This is a genomic window from Dyella sp., assembly GCF_035685805.1.
Classification (GTDB): Bacteria; Pseudomonadota; Gammaproteobacteria; order Xanthomonadales; family Rhodanobacteraceae; genus Dyella_A.
This window is the reverse complement of the sequence record NZ_DASSAB010000051.1, coordinates 1-17016: the sequence shown is the minus strand read 5'-3', so window position 1 is coordinate 17016 and position 17016 is coordinate 1. Positions and strand designations below refer to the sequence as shown.

14 protein-coding genes and 1 tRNA gene are annotated in these 17016 nt (G+C 64.5%); 1 reads left to right on the top strand and 14 read right to left on the bottom strand.

From position 1 onward, the window contains the following. Positions 1-114: 114 nt before the first annotated feature. From VFG40_RS15380 to uvrB, 14 genes are all read right to left on the bottom strand, one after another. Positions 115-681 (bottom strand): hypothetical protein, encoded by a 567-nt coding sequence (locus VFG40_RS15380; protein ID WP_324899070.1) that lies wholly within the window; start codon positions 679-681, stop codon positions 115-117. A 403-nt stretch (positions 682-1084) separates the two neighbouring features. Beyond that, a complete protein-coding gene (locus VFG40_RS15375; RefSeq protein WP_324899068.1) occupies positions 1085-1417 on the bottom strand; it encodes a hypothetical protein in 333 nt (110 codons plus the stop codon). Between the two features lie 85 nt (positions 1418-1502). Further along, positions 1503-2576 (bottom strand): M35 family metalloendopeptidase, encoded by a 1074-nt coding sequence (locus tag VFG40_RS15370; protein ID WP_324899066.1) that lies wholly within the window; start codon positions 2574-2576, stop codon positions 1503-1505. Between the two features lie 168 nt (positions 2577-2744). Next, positions 2745-3761: a M35 family metallo-endopeptidase gene (locus VFG40_RS15365; protein ID WP_324899064.1), complete on the bottom strand. Its 1017-nt coding sequence runs from the start codon at positions 3759-3761 to the stop codon at positions 2745-2747. 37 nt (positions 3762-3798) lie between these two features. Further along, a complete protein-coding gene (gene tssH, locus VFG40_RS15360) occupies positions 3799-6537 on the bottom strand; it encodes a type VI secretion system ATPase TssH (RefSeq protein ID WP_324899061.1) in 2739 nt (912 codons plus the stop codon). A gap of 69 nt (positions 6538-6606) precedes the next feature. Beyond that, positions 6607-7629 (bottom strand): type VI secretion system baseplate subunit TssG, encoded by a 1023-nt coding sequence (gene tssG, locus VFG40_RS15355; RefSeq protein WP_324899059.1) that lies wholly within the window; start codon positions 7627-7629, stop codon positions 6607-6609. Next, positions 7593-9476: a type VI secretion system baseplate subunit TssF gene (gene tssF / locus VFG40_RS15350; protein WP_324899057.1), complete on the bottom strand. Its 1884-nt coding sequence runs from the start codon at positions 9474-9476 to the stop codon at positions 7593-7595. The genes tssG and tssF overlap by 37 nt, the downstream gene beginning before the upstream one ends. A gap of 6 nt (positions 9477-9482) precedes the next feature. Next, positions 9483-9986 carry a type VI secretion system baseplate subunit TssE gene (gene tssE / locus VFG40_RS15345; RefSeq protein WP_324899055.1) on the bottom strand — a complete coding sequence of 168 codons (504 nt, stop codon included), beginning with the start codon at positions 9984-9986 and terminating at the stop codon, positions 9483-9485. Between the two features lie 19 nt (positions 9987-10005). Then, entirely contained in the window at positions 10006-10794 is a 789-nt protein-coding gene (locus VFG40_RS15340; RefSeq protein ID WP_324899053.1) for a type VI secretion system accessory protein TagJ, read from the bottom strand. A gap of 206 nt (positions 10795-11000) precedes the next feature. Next, positions 11001-11495 carry an Hcp family type VI secretion system effector gene (gene tssD, locus VFG40_RS15335; protein ID WP_324899050.1) on the bottom strand — a complete coding sequence of 165 codons (495 nt, stop codon included), beginning with the start codon at positions 11493-11495 and terminating at the stop codon, positions 11001-11003. A gap of 123 nt (positions 11496-11618) precedes the next feature. Next, positions 11619-13112, bottom strand: coding sequence for a type VI secretion system contractile sheath large subunit (tssC, locus tag VFG40_RS15330; protein WP_324899048.1), 1494 nt, complete (start codon positions 13110-13112; stop codon positions 11619-11621). 6 nt (positions 13113-13118) lie between these two features. After that, the gene (tssB, locus tag VFG40_RS15325; protein ID WP_324899045.1) at positions 13119-13640 is read right to left on the bottom strand and encodes a type VI secretion system contractile sheath small subunit; all 522 of its coding nucleotides are present in this window, start codon (positions 13638-13640) and stop codon (positions 13119-13121) included. Positions 13641-14402: 762 nt separating this feature from the next. Beyond that, positions 14403-14477: transfer RNA gene (locus VFG40_RS15320), tRNA-Val, on the bottom strand. Positions 14478-14552: 75 nt separating this feature from the next. Beyond that, positions 14553-16574 carry an excinuclease ABC subunit UvrB gene (gene uvrB, locus VFG40_RS15315; RefSeq protein ID WP_324899042.1) on the bottom strand — a complete coding sequence of 674 codons (2022 nt, stop codon included), beginning with the start codon at positions 16572-16574 and terminating at the stop codon, positions 14553-14555. 198 nt (positions 16575-16772) lie between these two features. Between uvrB and VFG40_RS15310 the strand changes: the two genes are divergently transcribed. Continuing rightward, on the top strand, positions 16773-17016 hold a 244-nt coding region (locus tag VFG40_RS15310), incomplete at its 3' end, for a pilus assembly FimT family protein (RefSeq protein WP_324899040.1).

Genomic DNA, 17016 nt, shown 5'->3' with positions numbered 1-17016 from the left:
CCGCCGCTGAACGCAGTGGCCGACATGTCTTTCCCGTTTCTTTCCGCGGCAAGCGGAAAAGTGAAAAAAGCGGCCCTCTCACTTCGCATCGATCCTCCCGTTCAGGCCATTGCCTCACGCGGTAACACCGTGACTGATATTGAAGGTCATGCTGGTACCCGTGTCGGCCGTCTTTGTTCCACCAATCGCGATGGCGGAGTGGAACGACTTCTTTCCACCGTTTACATAAGCAACGGCATCACCAATCACGAAATCGACATCCGTCAGATGTCCCTGGTAGACATTCAGCGGGACCTTGCTGCTTACCGCATGCAGTGCCTCGGCCATTTTGTAAAGCATGTGCGAAAGGTCGATTCGGTCCAGCCTGATCGTGGTGCTCTTGTTGAAGTTGGCGGTCAATACACCCATTCCCACTTGCGAGATGGAATAGCCTAGGTCACCACCGGTCGTTCTGGGGTTGCGCAGATCCTTGACAAATTCCGGGCTCTCCCCGCGGCGCTGGACGTGCTTGTTGTAAAAATTGTTGCCAGTCGACTCGTCCAGGAGAACCAGCGTCACCTTGACGGACGCAGCACCGGAAAACGGGCTGCTTACTGTCCATATGCCGATTTTCCGCTCCTTCAATCGGCTTCCTTTGCCGATTTCCATGACCCTGTTCTGGGCAATGCTTTCGTACGACATACCTGTCTCCTGGCAATGAGCGCCTGCTCACGTGAACAAAAGGCCGATGGCGGGCCTGCAACAAGTCTCGGCGCTATTACACCTGCGGTGGCCGGCTCTCACGCTCCCGCAAGTGGAAGGGAGAGCCCTCTTCCAGAGCCCCGCACGCAACTCCGCTGCTAGTGCCTTGATGGTTCGGCGATACATTTCCTTTAACTGGATAGACCCGCTGACTCCGTCCATTGGAGTAGATGAGACCCGCAATAACGGGGTCCGGTCGAGTTATTTGCCGCATCGTAGACACATAAGTGAACCTGACCCCGTTCCTGGAAAGCTCCTGTCGATGAGTGGCGAGCAGGTGCGCCTGACGTTCCAAACGGCATGCAACGGCAGTGACGCTGTGACAATCGCGGCGCCGGCTCGCCTACGGCGTTGCCAACCGGACCGACCTCGCTTCTGGATCCACCACGAAACGCCCGCCGCGCTCGTTCTCGATCAGCAACGTGCCGTCCGCCTGCGCAGTCATGGACTTGAAGAACACGTCCTGCACATCGCCCTCTTTTTCGGGGACACGCTTGTTGTCGTAGACCTCCAGCGTCCATAGCCGCGCACCCGAGGCCACGTCGAAAGCCGCCAGATAGCCGCCCATCTGATCGAGGCCAGCCAGCAGGCCGTTGGGCACCTGCTCGTAGCGGACCTCACCTACGACAACGGGGGCGACGGCGGGTGCGGGAATGCGACTGGATGACTTGCTCATGGAATGAACCTCTTGCGGCACGACGGTGGTAGACAGGGAAGCGCAGCCCGGCAGCGATGCGACAGCGCAGGCCATGGCGACGGCTTTAGCGGTCCAGCGCATTTTTCACCACTCCATCGGTGAGTGCTCCGGCGCAATCGGCGCAGAACCAGGCCCAGCTGTCGGCATTCTCGATCGCCTTGGCAGCCGTGAGCTTTTTCGGATTGATGCCCTGGTGTTCGTAGGCATGGTCCTTGGTGTTCTGCTCGCGGTGGGTCAGCTCGTGCACCACGATCCTCGCCCAGTTGGTTAGGCCGCTGAGGGAATTGCGCGAACCGAAGAATTCTTCTTCGATGTAGACGACGTCCATGGTGTCGCCCCAGACAAATGCCTCCACGCCGGCGTTCTCCGTCGTTCCCCGCTCGGACACCGAGTCGACGTAGATCAGATGCCCGGACTTCAGCTTGGCGGCCATTTTCTTCAGCCCCAGGTTCAGCGTGGCCGCCGCCTTGTACATGTCCTCGTCCTTGCTGCCGGCATCGGCAAACCAGCGGGCGATGCGCGCGAAGTTCTTCGTTCCCTTGGGGCTGCCCGCCACCATCATCGCCTTGTGCACCCACTTGAGCGCTTCCTGCGAGGCGTTGCCCAGATCCTTGCGCCGGGCTTCGGCGAAACGCTCGTTGCGATCATCGAGTCGCCGCGTGGACCGCGCCAGATCACCGGCGAGCGCCTCATGCGGCCAGTCGGTGAAGGAGGTCGGCAGGTCCACACACCAGACCTTGTGCCCACCAAAGCGCTTAAGCAGATAGGTGTGGCGCAGCGTCTTCAGCGCGCCGAGCCGCAGCGCCAGCGCGGCATCGACGCTCACATTGGCGCCCTTGCCGCTCAGCGCTTCTCCAGCACCGGCGAGCAACGCCACCGCCTCGGTGGTGCCGCGCGCCGTACCCTTGGACAAGGCCGTGCGCAAGTCACCCACGAGCCCCGATTCACCCGCATCGAAGCCATCCACGGCAACCAGCTTGCGCGCCCGCACCAGCAGCTTCTGCCAGTCCTTGTCCGCGGAAAAGTCCCTGCTCGCCAGGCCTTTCGAGATTTCCGCATACGCTTCTGAAAAACGACTTGCCATAACCTCCCCCGCTCCATTGGTGCTCTTTTGCAGGACTCGATATGCCCGCGTCACCGCACGGGCAGGTTGTCCCGATTCTTCGGGAATCGCAGCTTCGAGTATTTCCCGCTCTTCACATCCCTTTGCAGCCGGAAAACCGGATCGGCCCGCAGGGCGCAGCCAATGCCTGAAGCGACGGTAGGGGAAGTGGCGTCCGTACCTGCAGCCTCCACACCAGACGCATCAAGAGCCGAACGCGGCCTCGACGAAAAACTTGTAGCTGTCAGCGTTTGACAGTGCTTTCGCTGGATCACTGATCGCCAGCTGCTTGCAGGGATCGTCCTTGTACTTGTGATCTTTCGTTCCAGCGAAGGTATGCGTGCACTCGTGGACGATCGTGCCAGCCTCGCTGGCAAGACCTTCCTTTACCTTGGTGAAGAACTGGCCGCCGACATGAATCTTGGTGGGATTGGTTTTTCCACTGACATAGGCATACGTGCCGTCGTCGATGCTGCGTCCTCCGAAATAGATACGGATGGATTGCCGCACGAAGTTCTTGCACACGCGTCGCAGCACTTCCCTCACTACTTCAAGCCGCGTCTGGTTCGACGGCATCCAAGCAGGTTTAGCTGCATCGCTGAACGGGAGCGTTGATGTATCGATGACAGCAGACGGATTGCCGAAGTACGTGTTGAAAACCGTCGCCAGATTTCCGGTCAGGGTGCTGCCGCCGACAAGCAGGCGCATTTCGCACTGCAGGAGCATGTCGTGCGTCTTGGAATAAGCGTCCTCGATCTCGTGCTTCCAGATGCTTGCACGCGTCCCAGCGCTCGAGAAATTTTTCATTTCCAGCTTCGGATGCTTGCGTGACTGCTCTACATCCCCCTTCTTGAGCGTTATCCGCAACTCTGACAGCACCACCGACTGATTCAGTTTGCCCAGCCGCGCGAACTGGGTGGTCAACTCAGTCTCACTCATGTCCCGAATGATGGACATCGCCAGCAGCGCCGCCGCTCTTGCCCGAAGATCTGCGTTTTCCGGCGCGTCGAGGGTTGACGCTTGACTGGAATTCCGTGGCCGGAGTCCCGCCACCCGTAACGACCGGTTGGCCATCTCCCGAACGTCGCCGCGGTCGTTGGAGGGGTTGTCCAGCTTTTCATGAAAGTAGGCATAGAGGTCTCTGTTCGACTCCCCAGGAGAAACCGGAGCCAGCAACGACTGTGCCTCTATGAATTTCATCAACTTCTTGTAATCGTTCATCTTCTTCCCCTGATTTGAGCCAACAGCCGGGACGGGTTCAAAACGCGTAAGAGAATTCCCCACCCTCAACACTCACGCTCGCCTTCTCGATCGGCTTGCCTTCGATGGTCCGGTTGAGGAACTCGCGGCTGATGTCCGGCAGCATCGAGTTGGTGAGGATGGCGTCGATCATGCGGCCGCCCGATTCGCCTTCTGTGCAGCGCTCGACCACCAGCTTGACCACATCCTCGCCGTACTCGAACGGGATCTTGTAGCGGGCTTCGATGCGCTTCTTGATGCGGTTCAACTGCAGCTTGACGATCTCGCCCAGCATCTGCGGGCTGAGCGGGTAGTACGGGATCGTGACCAGGCGGCCGAGCAGCGCCGGCGGGAATATCTTCAGCAGCGGATCGCGCAGCGCCTTGGCCATGCCCTCGTGGTCGGGCATCAGCTCCGGGTCCTTGCACAGGCCGGCGATCATGTCGGTGCCGGCGTTGGTGGTGAGCAGGATCAGGGTGTTCTTGAAGTCGATCTGGCGGCCTTCGCCGTCTTCCATCACGCCCTTGTCGAACACCTGGAAGAAGATCTCGTGCACGTCCGGGTGCGCCTTCTCCACCTCGTCCAGCAGCACCACCGAATACGGCTTGCGTCGCACCGCCTCGGTCAGCACGCCGCCCTCGCCGTAGCCGACGTAGCCCGGGGGCGCGCCCTTGAGCGTGGAAACGGTGTGCGCCTCCTGGAACTCGCTCATGTTGATGGTGATGATGTTCTGTTCGCCGCCGTACAGCGCCTCGGCCAGGGCCAGCGCGGTTTCGGTCTTGCCCACGCCGGAGGTGCCGGCAAGCATGAACACGCCAATCGGCTTGTTCGGGTTGTCCAGGCCGGCGCGGCTGGTCTGGATGCGCTTGGCGATCATCTCCATCGCGTGGTCCTGGCCGATCACCCGCTTGCCCATCAGGCCGGCGAGGTTCATCACCGTTTCCAGCTCGCTCTTGACCATGCGGCCGACCGGGATGCCGGTCCAGTCCGACACCACCGCGCCGACGGCGATCATGTCCACCGTGGGCAGGATCAGCGGGCTGTCGCCCTGCAGTTCGGAAAGCCTTGCCTGCAGGCCCTTCAGCTCCTCCAGCGCCGCGGCGCGGGCCGCATCATCGAGCTCGACCGGGGTGGCGACTTCCTCGGCCACCGCTTCGGCGTTGGCCGAGGCTTCCAGCGCACTGCCGGTGCCCTCGACCGGCGCCGCATCGCCGCGCAGCCTCGCGCGCAGGGCGAGGATCTGCTCGACCAGCGCCTTCTCCGCCTGCCAGTCGGCGTCGAGCTTTTCCAGCCGGGCTTTCTGCGTGGCCAGCTTGTCGTTGGCTGACGCCTCCCGCTCGGCTACGTCCACGCCGACGGTCTTTTCGCGCGCGATGATTGCCAGCTCCGTTTCCAGCGCGACGATGCGCTTGCGGGTGTCGTCCACCTCCGGCGGCACCGCGTGCTGGCTGATCGCGACGCGGGCACAGGCGGTGTCGAGCAGGCTGACGGCCTTGTCCGGCAACTGGCGCGCGGGAATGTAGCGATGCGACAGCTTCACTGCCGCCTCCAGCGCCTCGTCCAGGATCTGCACCTTGTGGTGCTTTTCCATCACGCTGGCAACGCCGCGCATCATCAGGATGCCTTTCTCCTCGCTGGGCTCGTCGACCTGCACGGTCTGGAAGCGGCGGGTGAGCGCGGGATCCTTCTCGATGTGCTTCTTGTATTCGGCCCAGGTGGTGGCGCCCACGGTGCGCAGGTTGCCGCGTGCGAGCGCGGGCTTGAGCAGGTTGGCCGCGTCGCCGGTGCCGGCGGCGCCACCGGCGCCGACCAGGGTGTGCGCCTCGTCGATGAACAGGATGATCGGCTTGGTGGACGACTGCACCTCTTCGATCACCTGCTTGAGGCGGTTCTCGAACTCGCCCTTCATGCTGGCGCCGGCCTGCAGCAGCCCCACGTCGAGCACGCGCAGTTGCACGTCCTTCAGCGGCGGCGGCACGTCGCCGATGGCGATGCGCATGGCAAAGCCCTCGATCACCGCGGTCTTGCCCACGCCGGCTTCGCCGACCAGCATCGGGTTGTTCTGGCGACGGCGCATGAGGATGTCGACCAGCTGGCGGATCTCGTCGTCGCGACCGACGATCGGGTCCATCTTGCCGTCGCGCGCCTGCGCGGTGAGGTCGATGGTGAACTGCGCCAGCGCTTCCTGCTTGCCCATCTGTGCCGGCGACATCGCGCCGCTTGCCTCGCCCGGCGCGCTGCCACCGCCCATGCGGAAACCGTCGTTCGCATGCTGCCCGTCCTCGGGCGAGCCGCCGACCACCTCGGCGAACTTCTCCACCAATGCCTCGGGCTTGATCTTGTCGAACTCGGCCGAGATGTTGACCAGCGCATTGCGCAGGTTGCGCGTGCGCAGGCAGCCGACGATCAGGTAACCGGTGCGCACCTGCGCCTCGCCGAACATCAGCGTGGCGAACACCCAGCCGCGCTCGACCGCTTCCTCGACGTTGCTGGACAGATCGGAGATGGACGAGGAGCCACGCGGCAGCCGGTCCAGCGCATCGGTGATGTCGCGCGCCAGGTTCGACGGGTTGAGGTTGAACTGCTTGACGATGCGGTGCAGGTCCGAATCCTGCAACTGCAGGATCTGGTGGATCCAGTGCACCAGTTCCACGTACGGATTGCCGCGCAGCTTGCAGAACACCGTCGCGCTTTCGATGCACCGGAAAGCGAGCTTGTTGAGTTTCCCGAACAGCGCGCCGCGACTGATCTCGGCCATGTCATTGATCCTCTGAGTTGATTGCCAATCCCATCATGTCTGTTGCCACGTCGACCCGGCCGCCAGCGGCTATCCCACCGGTTGCAGCACGACCTCGTCGACGTCGTCGTCGTGCCGGGGCGAGCCCATCCACGTCGTCAGGCCCATCCGTCCTTCGCGCCCCAGGCGCGTCACCGGGACATCGGCCTTCTTCAGTACCAACTGCACATCCCAGGCTTTTTCCTCGCCGACGTAGGTTTTCACCGCGGCCACCAGTTGCCGCAGCGCTTCGCCGCCGGGCAGGAAGTTGTTGAACTGGGCGCGGGTGAGCGGCCCCAGGCGCAGGCGGAAACGCTGCTGGCTGCCGCGCACGTATTCGCCGGTGACCGTGGTCAGGCCCAGTGCTGCAACCTCGCGCGAGGCGCCCAGGCGCAGCTGCGAGGCGGACGGCAGGCGCATCCATTCGGCGATGAACTCGACGACGCCCACCGGCACGCGGAAGAAGCGCTCCAGCATGCCCTGCAGGCCTTCGGCATTGCGCGCCTGCTGCAGCAGGCGTGCGGCGAAGAACCGCTTGAACTGGTCCGGCAAGGCGTCGCGATCGCCCAGATCCGGCGTGGCCAGGCCGACCAGCGCGCCCATGTACAGCTGGAAACGATCCTCCTCGGGGCGATCCAGCTGCACCGTGGGCTGGGCGTCGGCCCAGCTGCGGTAGAACAGGCTCATCATGCGATGGTGGAAGATGTCGGCGAACGCGCGGAAGGTGGAATCCCGCGCGTTGATCTCGCGGTCCATCGCGTATTCGGTCAGGTGCAGCGGCAACGGCCCGTTCGGGCCGAACAGGCCGAAGAACAGGCCACGCATGCGCGCCGGGCGGCCGCCGCCACCGGGCTGGTAGCTGTCCACGGTGCGTGGCGCAAAGGCCAGCGAAGGGGTCTGGCCCAGGCGCACGAAATCGTCGCTGACCTTGGTCGACTGGCCCAGCCGCGGACGCTCCGGGAATGCGCACTCCAACCGCCGGAGCGCTTCGAAGAACTCGAAGGACTCGGGATGGTCGCGCAGCGCGTTCTCCAGCGCTACAGCGTCTGCCGTGTTCCCAGCCGGGCGGGCCATCGGGCGACCTCGTTGCGTTCCAGCGTGCGCAGAACGGTTTCAGTGAAGGAGTTGATCGATACGTAACGGGTAAAGAACTGCTGCATCACCGCGCCCAGCAGGAACGCTCCGGTGCCCTCGAAGGCGCCGTCGTCGCAGGTCAGGGTGATCTCCAGGCCGCGGCCGAAGGTGATCGGCCCCGGCAACGGGATGCGTCGCACGATGGATTGCGAACTCACCGCCTTGAGCCCCTCGATCTGGCGCAGTGCGCTGGAGTCGAACTCGTCGCAGTACAGGGTCAGCATCTCGCGCAGTGCCGCCGCACCTTCGCCCGCGTTGTTTTCCAGCAGCGACACGTAGTTGAGCTGCAGGTGGCTGAGCAGGCGCCACGCGGTCTCGCCGGTGGCGACCGAGGCACGCGGCTTGGTCGGACCGGCGACGCAGCGGATCGATTCCACCGGCGCGCCCGTCTCCAGGGTGAAGTCGGTGTGGGACTTGCCGACCGGCATCTGCAGCGGCAGGTCGCGGTTGGTGCACATCAGCTGCATGCCGATCTGGCGCAGCTCGGTGGAGTACGGCGCCTCGCTGGAGTCGACCAGCGAGATGAACATCTCGTTGCCGATGTAGCTGGAGCGCGCACCCTGGCGCTTCTGCCGGGAGGACAACAGCCGCGGCTCGCGGCGGATCGTGTAGTAGGCCGAGTGCCGCGCGTGCCAGGTGCGCTCGTCGCAGCCGTAGAACGGCAGGAAGCGCTGCTCCGGCTCCTGCCGGTCGCCGAACCCCTCGACGTTGCCGATGCTGTGGATTTCGAAATCCATCGGCCGGGTGCGATCGGCGAGGATGTGGTATTCGCTGGTGCCCTGCGTCAGGTGGATGCGATCGGCACGCCGCGGGAACAGGTTGATCGCCGGCGTGCAGAACAGCCGGAAGTTGCTGACGTCGACGGCGTTGTGCAGGCTGGCCACGCTGCGGTCGAACAACACCACGATCTCGAACTCGTTGCCCTTGGCCCGCGCCAGCAGCGACCGCAGGCCGGTGAACTCGGCGAACAGGAAGCGCTCGGGGCAGGCGAAATACTCCTGCAGCAGCCGGTAGCCGCTGAACGAGCGCCCGGAGTACGGGATCAGCGCCTCGTCGTCGTCATAGCCGCGACGCTCGATGTGGCTGGCGTCGTGGTTCTCGTTGATCGCCCCCGACGCGCCCTGCGCGCGGACCTGGTAGCCGACCGCATTGCCGAGCAATTGCTCGTACAGGCGTTTGGGCAGTTCATCGGCGCCGGCAAGGAATATCGGCAGCCGGTCCAGCGCCAGCATGTTGGCCTGGGCACCGGCGGTGACGCGGAACTTCAGGCGCAGGCCGGCGCGTACGATCTTGCCGGCCGGCAGCACCACCCCGGCGGCGGCGATCGCGGCGGGGGTCTCGAAATACTTCGCCTCGGCCAGCTCCAGCGGCCACAGGGTGACCTCGTGGGCGGTGCGGTATTCGCAGGCGGTGCGGTCGTCCTTGCCGATCATGCTGCGCAATGCCGTGTGCCGGGCCACCTTGTGGCCGGCCAGCAGGCCGCTTTCCTTGAGGTCCGGGTGCATCTGCACCACGGCCATCGAGGGCACCGGCGCCAGGTAATGCGGATAGATCATCTCCAGCAGGTGCTGGGTGAACACCGGATACTGCGCGTCGAGTTTGAGCTGCACGCGCGCGGCCATGAAGGCAAAGCCTTCCAGCAGGCGTTCCACGTAGGGGTCGGCGCACTCGAAGCCTTCCAGGCCGAGGCGGCCGGCGATCTTCGGATACTCGCGGGCAAACTCGCCGCCCATTTCGCGTACGTGTTGCAGTTCCCGGTTGTAGTAGCGCAGCAGTCTCGGGTCCATGGGCGATCAGCCGAAGCCCTCCGACACCTTGAAGTTGCCGGTCTCCAGGTCGACTTCGGTCTTCAGGTACAGGTTCAACGGAATCGGTTGCGCCCACATTTCCGATTCGATGTTGAAAATCAGCGCCTGGCGATCCATGCGCTTGGTCAACGCGTTGACGTTGACGCGCAGGGTGTTGGCGGTCAGCCGCGGCTCGTAGGCCACGATGGCATCGCGTACACGGCGCTGCAGCGCTTCGGCGTTGATTCCCGACAGCGCCGCACCGGTAAGGTCGGGGATGCCGAAGTTGAGCACCGAGCGGGAAACCTCGGGATATTCCTCGAGCTCGACATTCGCCTCCAGGCTCACGCAATTCAGCAGCCAGGAGATATCGCGGGTGACGCATTCGCGCAGTCGGGACACCGAGATCACGCGCTTCTCGCGGCTTTCCTCCAGCTTGCCCGGCTCGTCGTCGGTCAGGCGATCGAGCAGCGAAGGCTGAAGTCGTTCCTGGGTGGTGAGCTCAGCCATGGAAAGTCGGCACTCCGGCTCAGGCGACGTCGAAGGTGATCAGTCGCGCGTCGAGCAGCGGATAGTCGGCCACGTCGGTGGCCAGCATGCGCTGCCCCAGACCGATCTGGTCGCTGCCCTGCTCCACCCAGTCGGTCTTGCGCCCGAGCACGATGTCCTGGTCCTCGGACCGTTCGCTGCCGGCGTAACGCCCCGGAATGAAGCCGATGGCCTGGCCGCCATTGCTCCATGTCACCTGGGTGGGCACCCAGATCTTGTCGCGCAGGTCACTGGGGGCCTCGAATTTCAGCTCGCGCAGGCGCGAGAACGGTACCCAGGAGTAGCCGCCGTTGACGATGATCTCCAGGCACGGCCCGATGCGGGGGTCGGCATCGGCGATCCACTCGAACGCGGCGCCGTCGATGTTGCCCGCCACCGCGGGAGCCTGTTCCAGTGCCTGCTCGCGCAGCGTCGCGGCCTGCTCGTGCCTGCCTTCGGCGCCGAGCTTGAGCGATTGCAGCAGCCACGCCAGCCAGGGTTCCGGCTCGCCGATGATCACCGGCATGCGTTTGCCGGCGAAGACGTCGGCGCGCACCAGTTCGCCCTTCAGCGCCTCCGAATAGGCACCGACCATCATGGCGTTGAGCGGGTCGAGTTCGCCGCAGACGCTGAGCTGGTTCTGTGCCCGCTCCCATTGTCCGAGCAGCGCCAGCAACTGGAATAAAAAAACCCGGCGCTTGGCATCTGCCGGGTTGTTGCGTACTTCCGCCGTGAGCAGTTGCAACGCTTCGTCCGGCCGGCCTTCTTTGAGCTTGCTTTCGGGTGTCATGTCGTCTCTCGATGCCGGCGCCCCGTCGGCAGCGGGGCCGCGGGCGCGGGAAGGTCGCCGTCACCCCGACCGGACGATCCCGGGTGCAGGCGGACAAACGCCGCTGGTCGCACCCGGAAGTCCGGGGTGCGACAAGCCGTTGCATTCGTCCCCTGCACCTGGACCGCCGGACAGCAGGTGCCGGCGAAGCCTGGTCAGGCGCCAGCTCAGCTCGCCGCGACTTCCTCGACGCTGTACCCGACCGTGCCGGCCGAAGCCACCACGCCCTTGTCGTTCTGGGCGAAGTACTCGACGTCGAACTTGGCGAAGCTGATCGAGATGTTCTCCGTCAGCATGTCCTCACCGCCCGAGCCGCCGGTGGAATAGCTGGTCACCATCGCGCTGGTCAGCTTGATGGTGAAGTAGTCCTCCTGCTTGCCGCCGGCCTTGGACACGAACAAGGTCGCGGTGCCGATGTGCGCGCCGGTGACCAGCGCCTTGATGAAGGACGTGGTGCTCTTGTCGAGGTACTTGGTGAAGCTGATGTCCTGCACGTTGGCCTTGCCCGCGCCGCCGCCGGTGCCATGGCCGAAGGAACCGCTCTGCGACATCCCCCAGGACCAGGCCAGCAGCTGGATCTGGTCCTTGTGCTTGGTGTGCTTGGATTCGCCGGTGAAGGTGACGTCGCCGCCCTCCAGCTTCAGGTGCATGTCTAGTGCCATGAGAATTCTCCTTGTCTGTTGAAATCAGGTGAACCGGACAGTTCTCGCTCGGAGGAAGCTGCTCGGCGATTGACTGGTACTGCCAGTTGAAACCGTGGAACGAACCTGCGAGAAACTTCCGGGTCAGCTCTTGGCCGCCGAAGGAAGACGGGACACCAGCCTCAGGGAAACGGTCAGGCCCTCCAACTGATAATGCGGCTTGAGGAAAAACTTCGACGTGTAATACCCAGGTGCTCCTTCCACCTCTTCCACCACCACCTCCGCGGCCGACAAGGGTTTGCGGGCCTTGGTCTCTTCGCTGGAGTTGGCCGGGTCGCCGTCGACGTACTGGTTGATCCAGGACGCCAGCCAGCGCTCCATCGCCGTACGATCCTTGAAGGAGCCGATCTTGTCGCGCACGATGCACTTCAGGTAATGCGCGAAGCGGCAGCAGGCGAACATGTACGGCAAGCGCGCGCCCAGTGCCGCGTTGGCGGTGGCGTCCGGATCGTCGTACTCCTCCGGCTTGCTCAGCGACTGGGCACTGATGAACGCGGCCATGTCCGAGTTCTTGCGATGCACCAGCGGCATCATGCCCATCTTGTCCAGCTCGGCCGAGCGGCGATCGGTGATCGCGATCTCGGTCGGGCACTTCATGTCCACGCCGCCGTCGTCGGTCGGGAAGGTGTGTGCGGGCAGGCCTTCCACCGCGCCGCCGGACTCGATGCCGCGGATGCGCGAGCACCAGCCATATTCCTTGAACGAGCGGTTGATATTCACCGCCATCGCGTAAGCCGCGTTCTGCCAGGTGTACTTGGACGAGTCCGCGCCGGCAGTGTCCTCCTCGAAGTTGAACTCCTCCACCGGATCGGTGTTGGCGCCATACGGCAGGCGGGCCAGCGTGCGCGGCATGGTCAGGCCGATGTACTTGGCATCGTCCGACTCGCGCAGCGAGCGCCACGCGGCATAGTCCGGCGTGGAGAACACCTTGGCCAGGTCGCGCGGGTTGGCAAGCTCGTTCCAGCTGTCCATGCCCATCAGGGTGGAAGCCGCGGCCGAAATGAACGGCGCGTGTGCCGCCGCAGCAACCTGCGCGATGCCCGAGAGCAGCTCGACGTCGGGCGGGCTGTGGTCGAAGTAGTAGTCGCCGACCAGGCAGCCATAGGGCTCGCCGCCCAGTTGGCCGTACTCTTCCTCATACAGCTTCTTGAAGATCGGGCTCTGGTCCCAGGCCGTGCCCTTGTAGCGTTTCAGGGTCTTGCCCAGCTCCTTCTTGGAGATGTTCATCACGCGGATCTTCAGCAGCTGATCCGTCTCCGTGTTGTTGACCAGGTGATGCAGGCCGCGCCACGCGCTTTCCAGCTTCTGGAAATCGGGGTGGTGCATGATCAGGTTGATCTGCTCGCTGAGCTTGCGGTCGATCTCGGCGATGTAGGCGTTGATGGTCTGGGCGACGTCGTCGGAAACGATGTCGGCCTTGTTCAGCACCTGCTCGGCCAGGGTGCGCACGGCCGATTCGACCTCTTCCTTGGCGCGGTCGCTCTTGGGTTTGAACTCCTTGCTCAGCAACGCAGCGAAGTCGCCGGCGTCGAGAGTCTGTACGGCGCCTTCCTGTTCGGCTAGCTTTTCGGTGGCCATGCGTGCTTACTCCCCGTCTTTGTTGGTGTCGTCGGCGGGCTTGGGCGCCGAAACCAGCGACTGCAGCAGCGCCGGGTCCTTGAGTGCCTGGGCAATCAGGTTTTCAGCGCCTGCCTTGCCGTCCATGTAGGTATCCAGGTTGGCAAGCTGCGTGCGCGCCTCGAGCAGTTTCGCCACGGCGCCCACCTTGCGGGCGACCGCCGCCGGCGAGAAGTCGTCCATGCTCTCGAAGGTGATGTCCACCGCCAGGCTGCCTTCGCCGGTGAGCGTGTTCGGCACCGCGAAGGTCACCCGCGGCTTCATCGAATTCAGGCGGCTGTCGAAATTGTCGACGTCGATCTCCAGCGCCTTGCGATCCTCGATAGGCGGCAGCTCGCCCGCATTGGCACCGGACAGGTCCGACATCACGCCCATCACGAACGGTACCTGCACCTTCTTCTGTGCGCCGTAGACCTCGACGTCGTACTCGATCTGCACGCGGGGCGCACGATTGCGCGCAATGAATTTCTGACTACTTTGCTTGGCCATGCGACTCTCCCGGTGGGCATGCTTGGGTTTTCGAGATGCAGCATTCATCCGCCCCGGCGCGGCCGGGACCAGCCCGGCGGCAACGGAACGAAAAGTCATTGAAGGCAGGTGCGCAGACGCGGCGGCGACCTTGCACGGTCGTGACCGAGACATCGTGCGCGCGGCATTGGCGATCGGCAGAAAGATCGGGCGACACGGCAACGCGCCCGCGCGAACCGCGTCGACGTACGGGAGCAAGGCACGATTCCGATGGCGACTGTGCACGCAAGTCCATACGTCCCCTTCGTTCCCCCCGGCGGTTCGGCAGTGGCGGCATGACATGCGCCGCGACGCATGCAACGTCTCGGCACACCATCCGACTTTACTGAAGCACCACATCCCGCCGTCGCACGTCGAAACCGATGACCACCCCACCTCGGCGTTGGACTTGGCGTAGCTGCGTGCCCGATCTCCTCGTCGCCTCACGGCGCGCCCGGACCCGAAGATCGCTGGCAGCCGGAGTACGATCGACCGTCCGGGCAATCTACATCCGTGAAGAGATTGCTGCAAGCTGAATCGACGGAATTCCGCCGATCCGCGAGGGAGCGGCGAGAGGGCATCGAATCGCGCGGCCGGCGAGGGCACGCGCAGCGGACGCGAACGTGTTCGGCGAACGAATCAGATGGCCGCGCGGCCAGCGACGAGCGCGCCGTCGTCCCACGAAAAAGGGGAACCCTGGCCGGATTCCCCTCTCGGTTCCACTCGATCGGTGGATCATGGAATTGGTGGGCGGTACAAGGATCGAACTTGTGACCCCTACCATGTCAAGGTAGTGCTCTACCGCTGAGCTAACCGCCCGTCGCCACGGCCAGGCCGTGCGAGCCGCGCAGTATACGGGAGCCGGCGGCGCCCGACAATATCCCGCCGCCCGGCTCAGCGCAGGGCCTGCTCGCGCAACTGGTGGATCTGGTCGCGCAGCCGGGCGGCGTCCTCGAACTCCAGGTTCTGGGCGTGCTTGTACATCTGCGCCTCCAGCTTCTTCAGCAGGGCAGCCGCCTGCGCCGCGCCGAGACCGGCGTAATCGGCGCCCTGCTCGGCCACCGCGCGGTCGCGGGTGCGCGTCTTGCCGCCACGCCGGTTGCCGACCTCGCTGCGCGCGCCCTCCATGATGTCGGCGATGCGCCGCACCACGGTTTTCGGGGTGATGCCGTGCACCTCGTTGAAGACGATCTGCTTCTCGCGGCGGCGGGCGGTCTCGTCCATCGCCGCCTGCATCGAGCGGGTGATGTTGTCGGCGTACAGGATCGCCTTGCCGCGCACGTTGCGGGCAGCGCGGCCGATGGTCTGGATCAGCGAGCCGGTGGAACGCAGGAAGCCCTCCTTGTCCGCGTCGAGGATCGCCACCAGTGATACCTCGGGCATGTCCAGGCCCTCGCGCAGCAGGTTGATGCCGACCAGCACATCGAACTCGCCCAGGCGCAGGTCGCGGATGATCTCGCTGCGCTCCACCGTCTCGATGTCCGAGTGCAGGTAGCGCACCTTCACGTCGTGCTCGGACAGGTACTCGGTGAGGTTCTCGGCCATGCGCTTGGTCAGCGTGGTGACCAGTACGCGGTCGCCCATCGCCACGCGCTTGTGCACCTCGCTGAGCAGGTCGTCGACCTGGGTGCGCACCGGGCGCACCTCCACTTCCGGATCGACCAGGCCGGTCGGGCGCACCACCAGCTCGGTCACCGCATCGCCGGATTTGTGCAGTTCGTAATCGCGCGGCGTGGCGGAGACGTAGATCGCCCGCGGCACGCGCTCCTCCCATTCCTCGAAACGCAGCGGCCGGTTGTCCATCGCCGAGGGCAGGCGGAAACCGAACTCGACCAGGGTCTCCTTGCGCGAGCGGTCGCCCTTGTACATCGCGCCCAGCTGCGGCACGGTGACGTGCGACTCGTCCACCACCAGCAGGCCGTCGGCCGGCAGGTAGTCGAACAGGGTCGGCGGCGGCTCGCCCGGCGCGCGGCGGGTCAGGTGGCGCGAGTAGTTCTCGATGCCCTGGCAGTAGCCGACCTCGGCCATCATCTCCAGGTCGAAGCGCGTGCGCTGCTCCAGTCGCTGCGCCTCGACCAGCTTGTTCTCCCTGTACAGGTATTCCAGCCGGTCCTTCAGTTCGACCTTGATCGTCTCGATCGCGTTGAGCACGCTCTCGCGCGTGCTGGCGTAGTGCGTGCGCGGGTAGACGGTATAGCGCTGCACCTTGCGGATCGTCTCGCCGGTGAGCGGATCGAACAGCGCCATCTTCTCCACTTCGCCATCGAACAGCTCGATGCGCAGCGCCTCGGTCTCCGACTCGGCCGGAAACACGTCGACGATCTCGCCGCGCACGCGATAGGTGCCGCGGCGCAGCTCCGTTTCGTTGCGGGTGTACTGCAGCTCGGTCAGCTGGTGGATCAGCTTGCGCTGGTCGATGCGCTCGCCGGTGGCCAGGATCAGGCGCAGCGACAGGTAATCCTCCGGATTGCCCAGGCCATAGATCGCCGAGACGGTGGCCACGATGATCGAATCGCGCCGCGACAGCAGCGCCTTGGTCGCCGACAGCCGCATCTGCTCGATGTGCTCGTTGATCGAGGCATCCTTCTCGATGAAGGTGTCCGACGCCACCACGTAGGCTTCCGGCTGGTAGTAGTCGTAGTAGCTGACGAAGTACTCCACCGCATTGTGCGGGAAGAACTCCCTGAACTCGCCGTACAGCTGCGCTGCCAGCGTCTTGTTCGGCGCCATCACGATGGTCGGGCGCTGGATGCGCTCGATCACGTTCGCGATGGTGTAGGTCTTGCCCGAGCCGGTCACGCCGAGCAGGGTCTGTGCGGCCAGGCCGGCCTCGAAACCCTCGGACAGGCGCTGGATCGCCTGCGGCTGGTCGCCGGCGGGCTGATAGGGGGCGGCGAGTTGGAAGCGGTCAGTCATCGGCTACAGATGTGGGTGCGACAGGCCATTTTAAATCGCCCCTGCTGACAGAACGCGTCAGCAGGAACCGACATCCGGGTGGCGGCCGGACTGCTGGCCGGGCGATCGCAACGCCCTAGCATGAACCTCCCGGACCACGCAGGAAGCGAAGCCGTGTCGGTTTCAAGGAATTCCAGGCCACCGCACCGGCAGTGCGGCGTGACCCTGATCGAGCAGATCATGGTGCTCGCCATCATCGCGGTACTCATGGGCATCGCCGCCCCGCCCTTGCGGCAATTATTGAGCCGCAACGAGCTGCGGGTCGCGCAGACCGATTTCATCGCCGCCCTGCAACATGCCCGCGAGGCTGCCGTCATGAGCGGCAGGCGCACGTTGTTCTGCCCTACCCGGGACGGCAGCAGCTGCAGCGACGCCACGCGCTGGGAGAGCGGCTGGCTGCTCG

Excerpts from the sequence above, each read along its gene's own strand:
- VFG40_RS15380 (WP_324899070.1), bottom strand. The coding sequence starts at position 681 with ATGTCGTACGAAAGCATTGCCCAGAACAGGGTCATGGAAATCGGCAAA.
- tssH (WP_324899061.1), bottom strand. The coding sequence starts at position 6,537 with ATGGCCGAGATCAGTCGCGGCGCGCTGTTCGGGAAACTCAACAAGCTC.
- tssD (WP_324899050.1), bottom strand. The coding sequence starts at position 11,495 with ATGGCACTAGACATGCACCTGAAGCTGGAGGGCGGCGACGTCACCTTC.
- uvrB (WP_324899042.1), bottom strand. The coding sequence starts at position 16,574 with ATGACTGACCGCTTCCAACTCGCCGCCCCCTATCAGCCCGCCGGCGAC.
- tssG (WP_324899059.1), bottom strand. The coding sequence starts at position 7,629 with ATGGCCCGCCCGGCTGGGAACACGGCAGACGCTGTAGCGCTGGAGAAC.
- VFG40_RS15375 (WP_324899068.1), bottom strand. The coding sequence starts at position 1,417 with ATGAGCAAGTCATCCAGTCGCATTCCCGCACCCGCCGTCGCCCCCGTT.
- tssE (WP_324899055.1), bottom strand. The coding sequence starts at position 9,986 with ATGGCTGAGCTCACCACCCAGGAACGACTTCAGCCTTCGCTGCTCGAT.
- VFG40_RS15365 (WP_324899064.1), bottom strand. The coding sequence starts at position 3,761 with ATGAACGATTACAAGAAGTTGATGAAATTCATAGAGGCACAGTCGTTG.
- tssB (WP_324899045.1), bottom strand. The coding sequence starts at position 13,640 with ATGGCCAAGCAAAGTAGTCAGAAATTCATTGCGCGCAATCGTGCGCCC.
- VFG40_RS15340 (WP_324899053.1), bottom strand. The coding sequence starts at position 10,794 with ATGACACCCGAAAGCAAGCTCAAAGAAGGCCGGCCGGACGAAGCGTTG.
- tssC (WP_324899048.1), bottom strand. The coding sequence starts at position 13,112 with ATGGCCACCGAAAAGCTAGCCGAACAGGAAGGCGCCGTACAGACTCTC.
- tssF (WP_324899057.1), bottom strand. The coding sequence starts at position 9,476 with ATGGACCCGAGACTGCTGCGCTACTACAACCGGGAACTGCAACACGTA.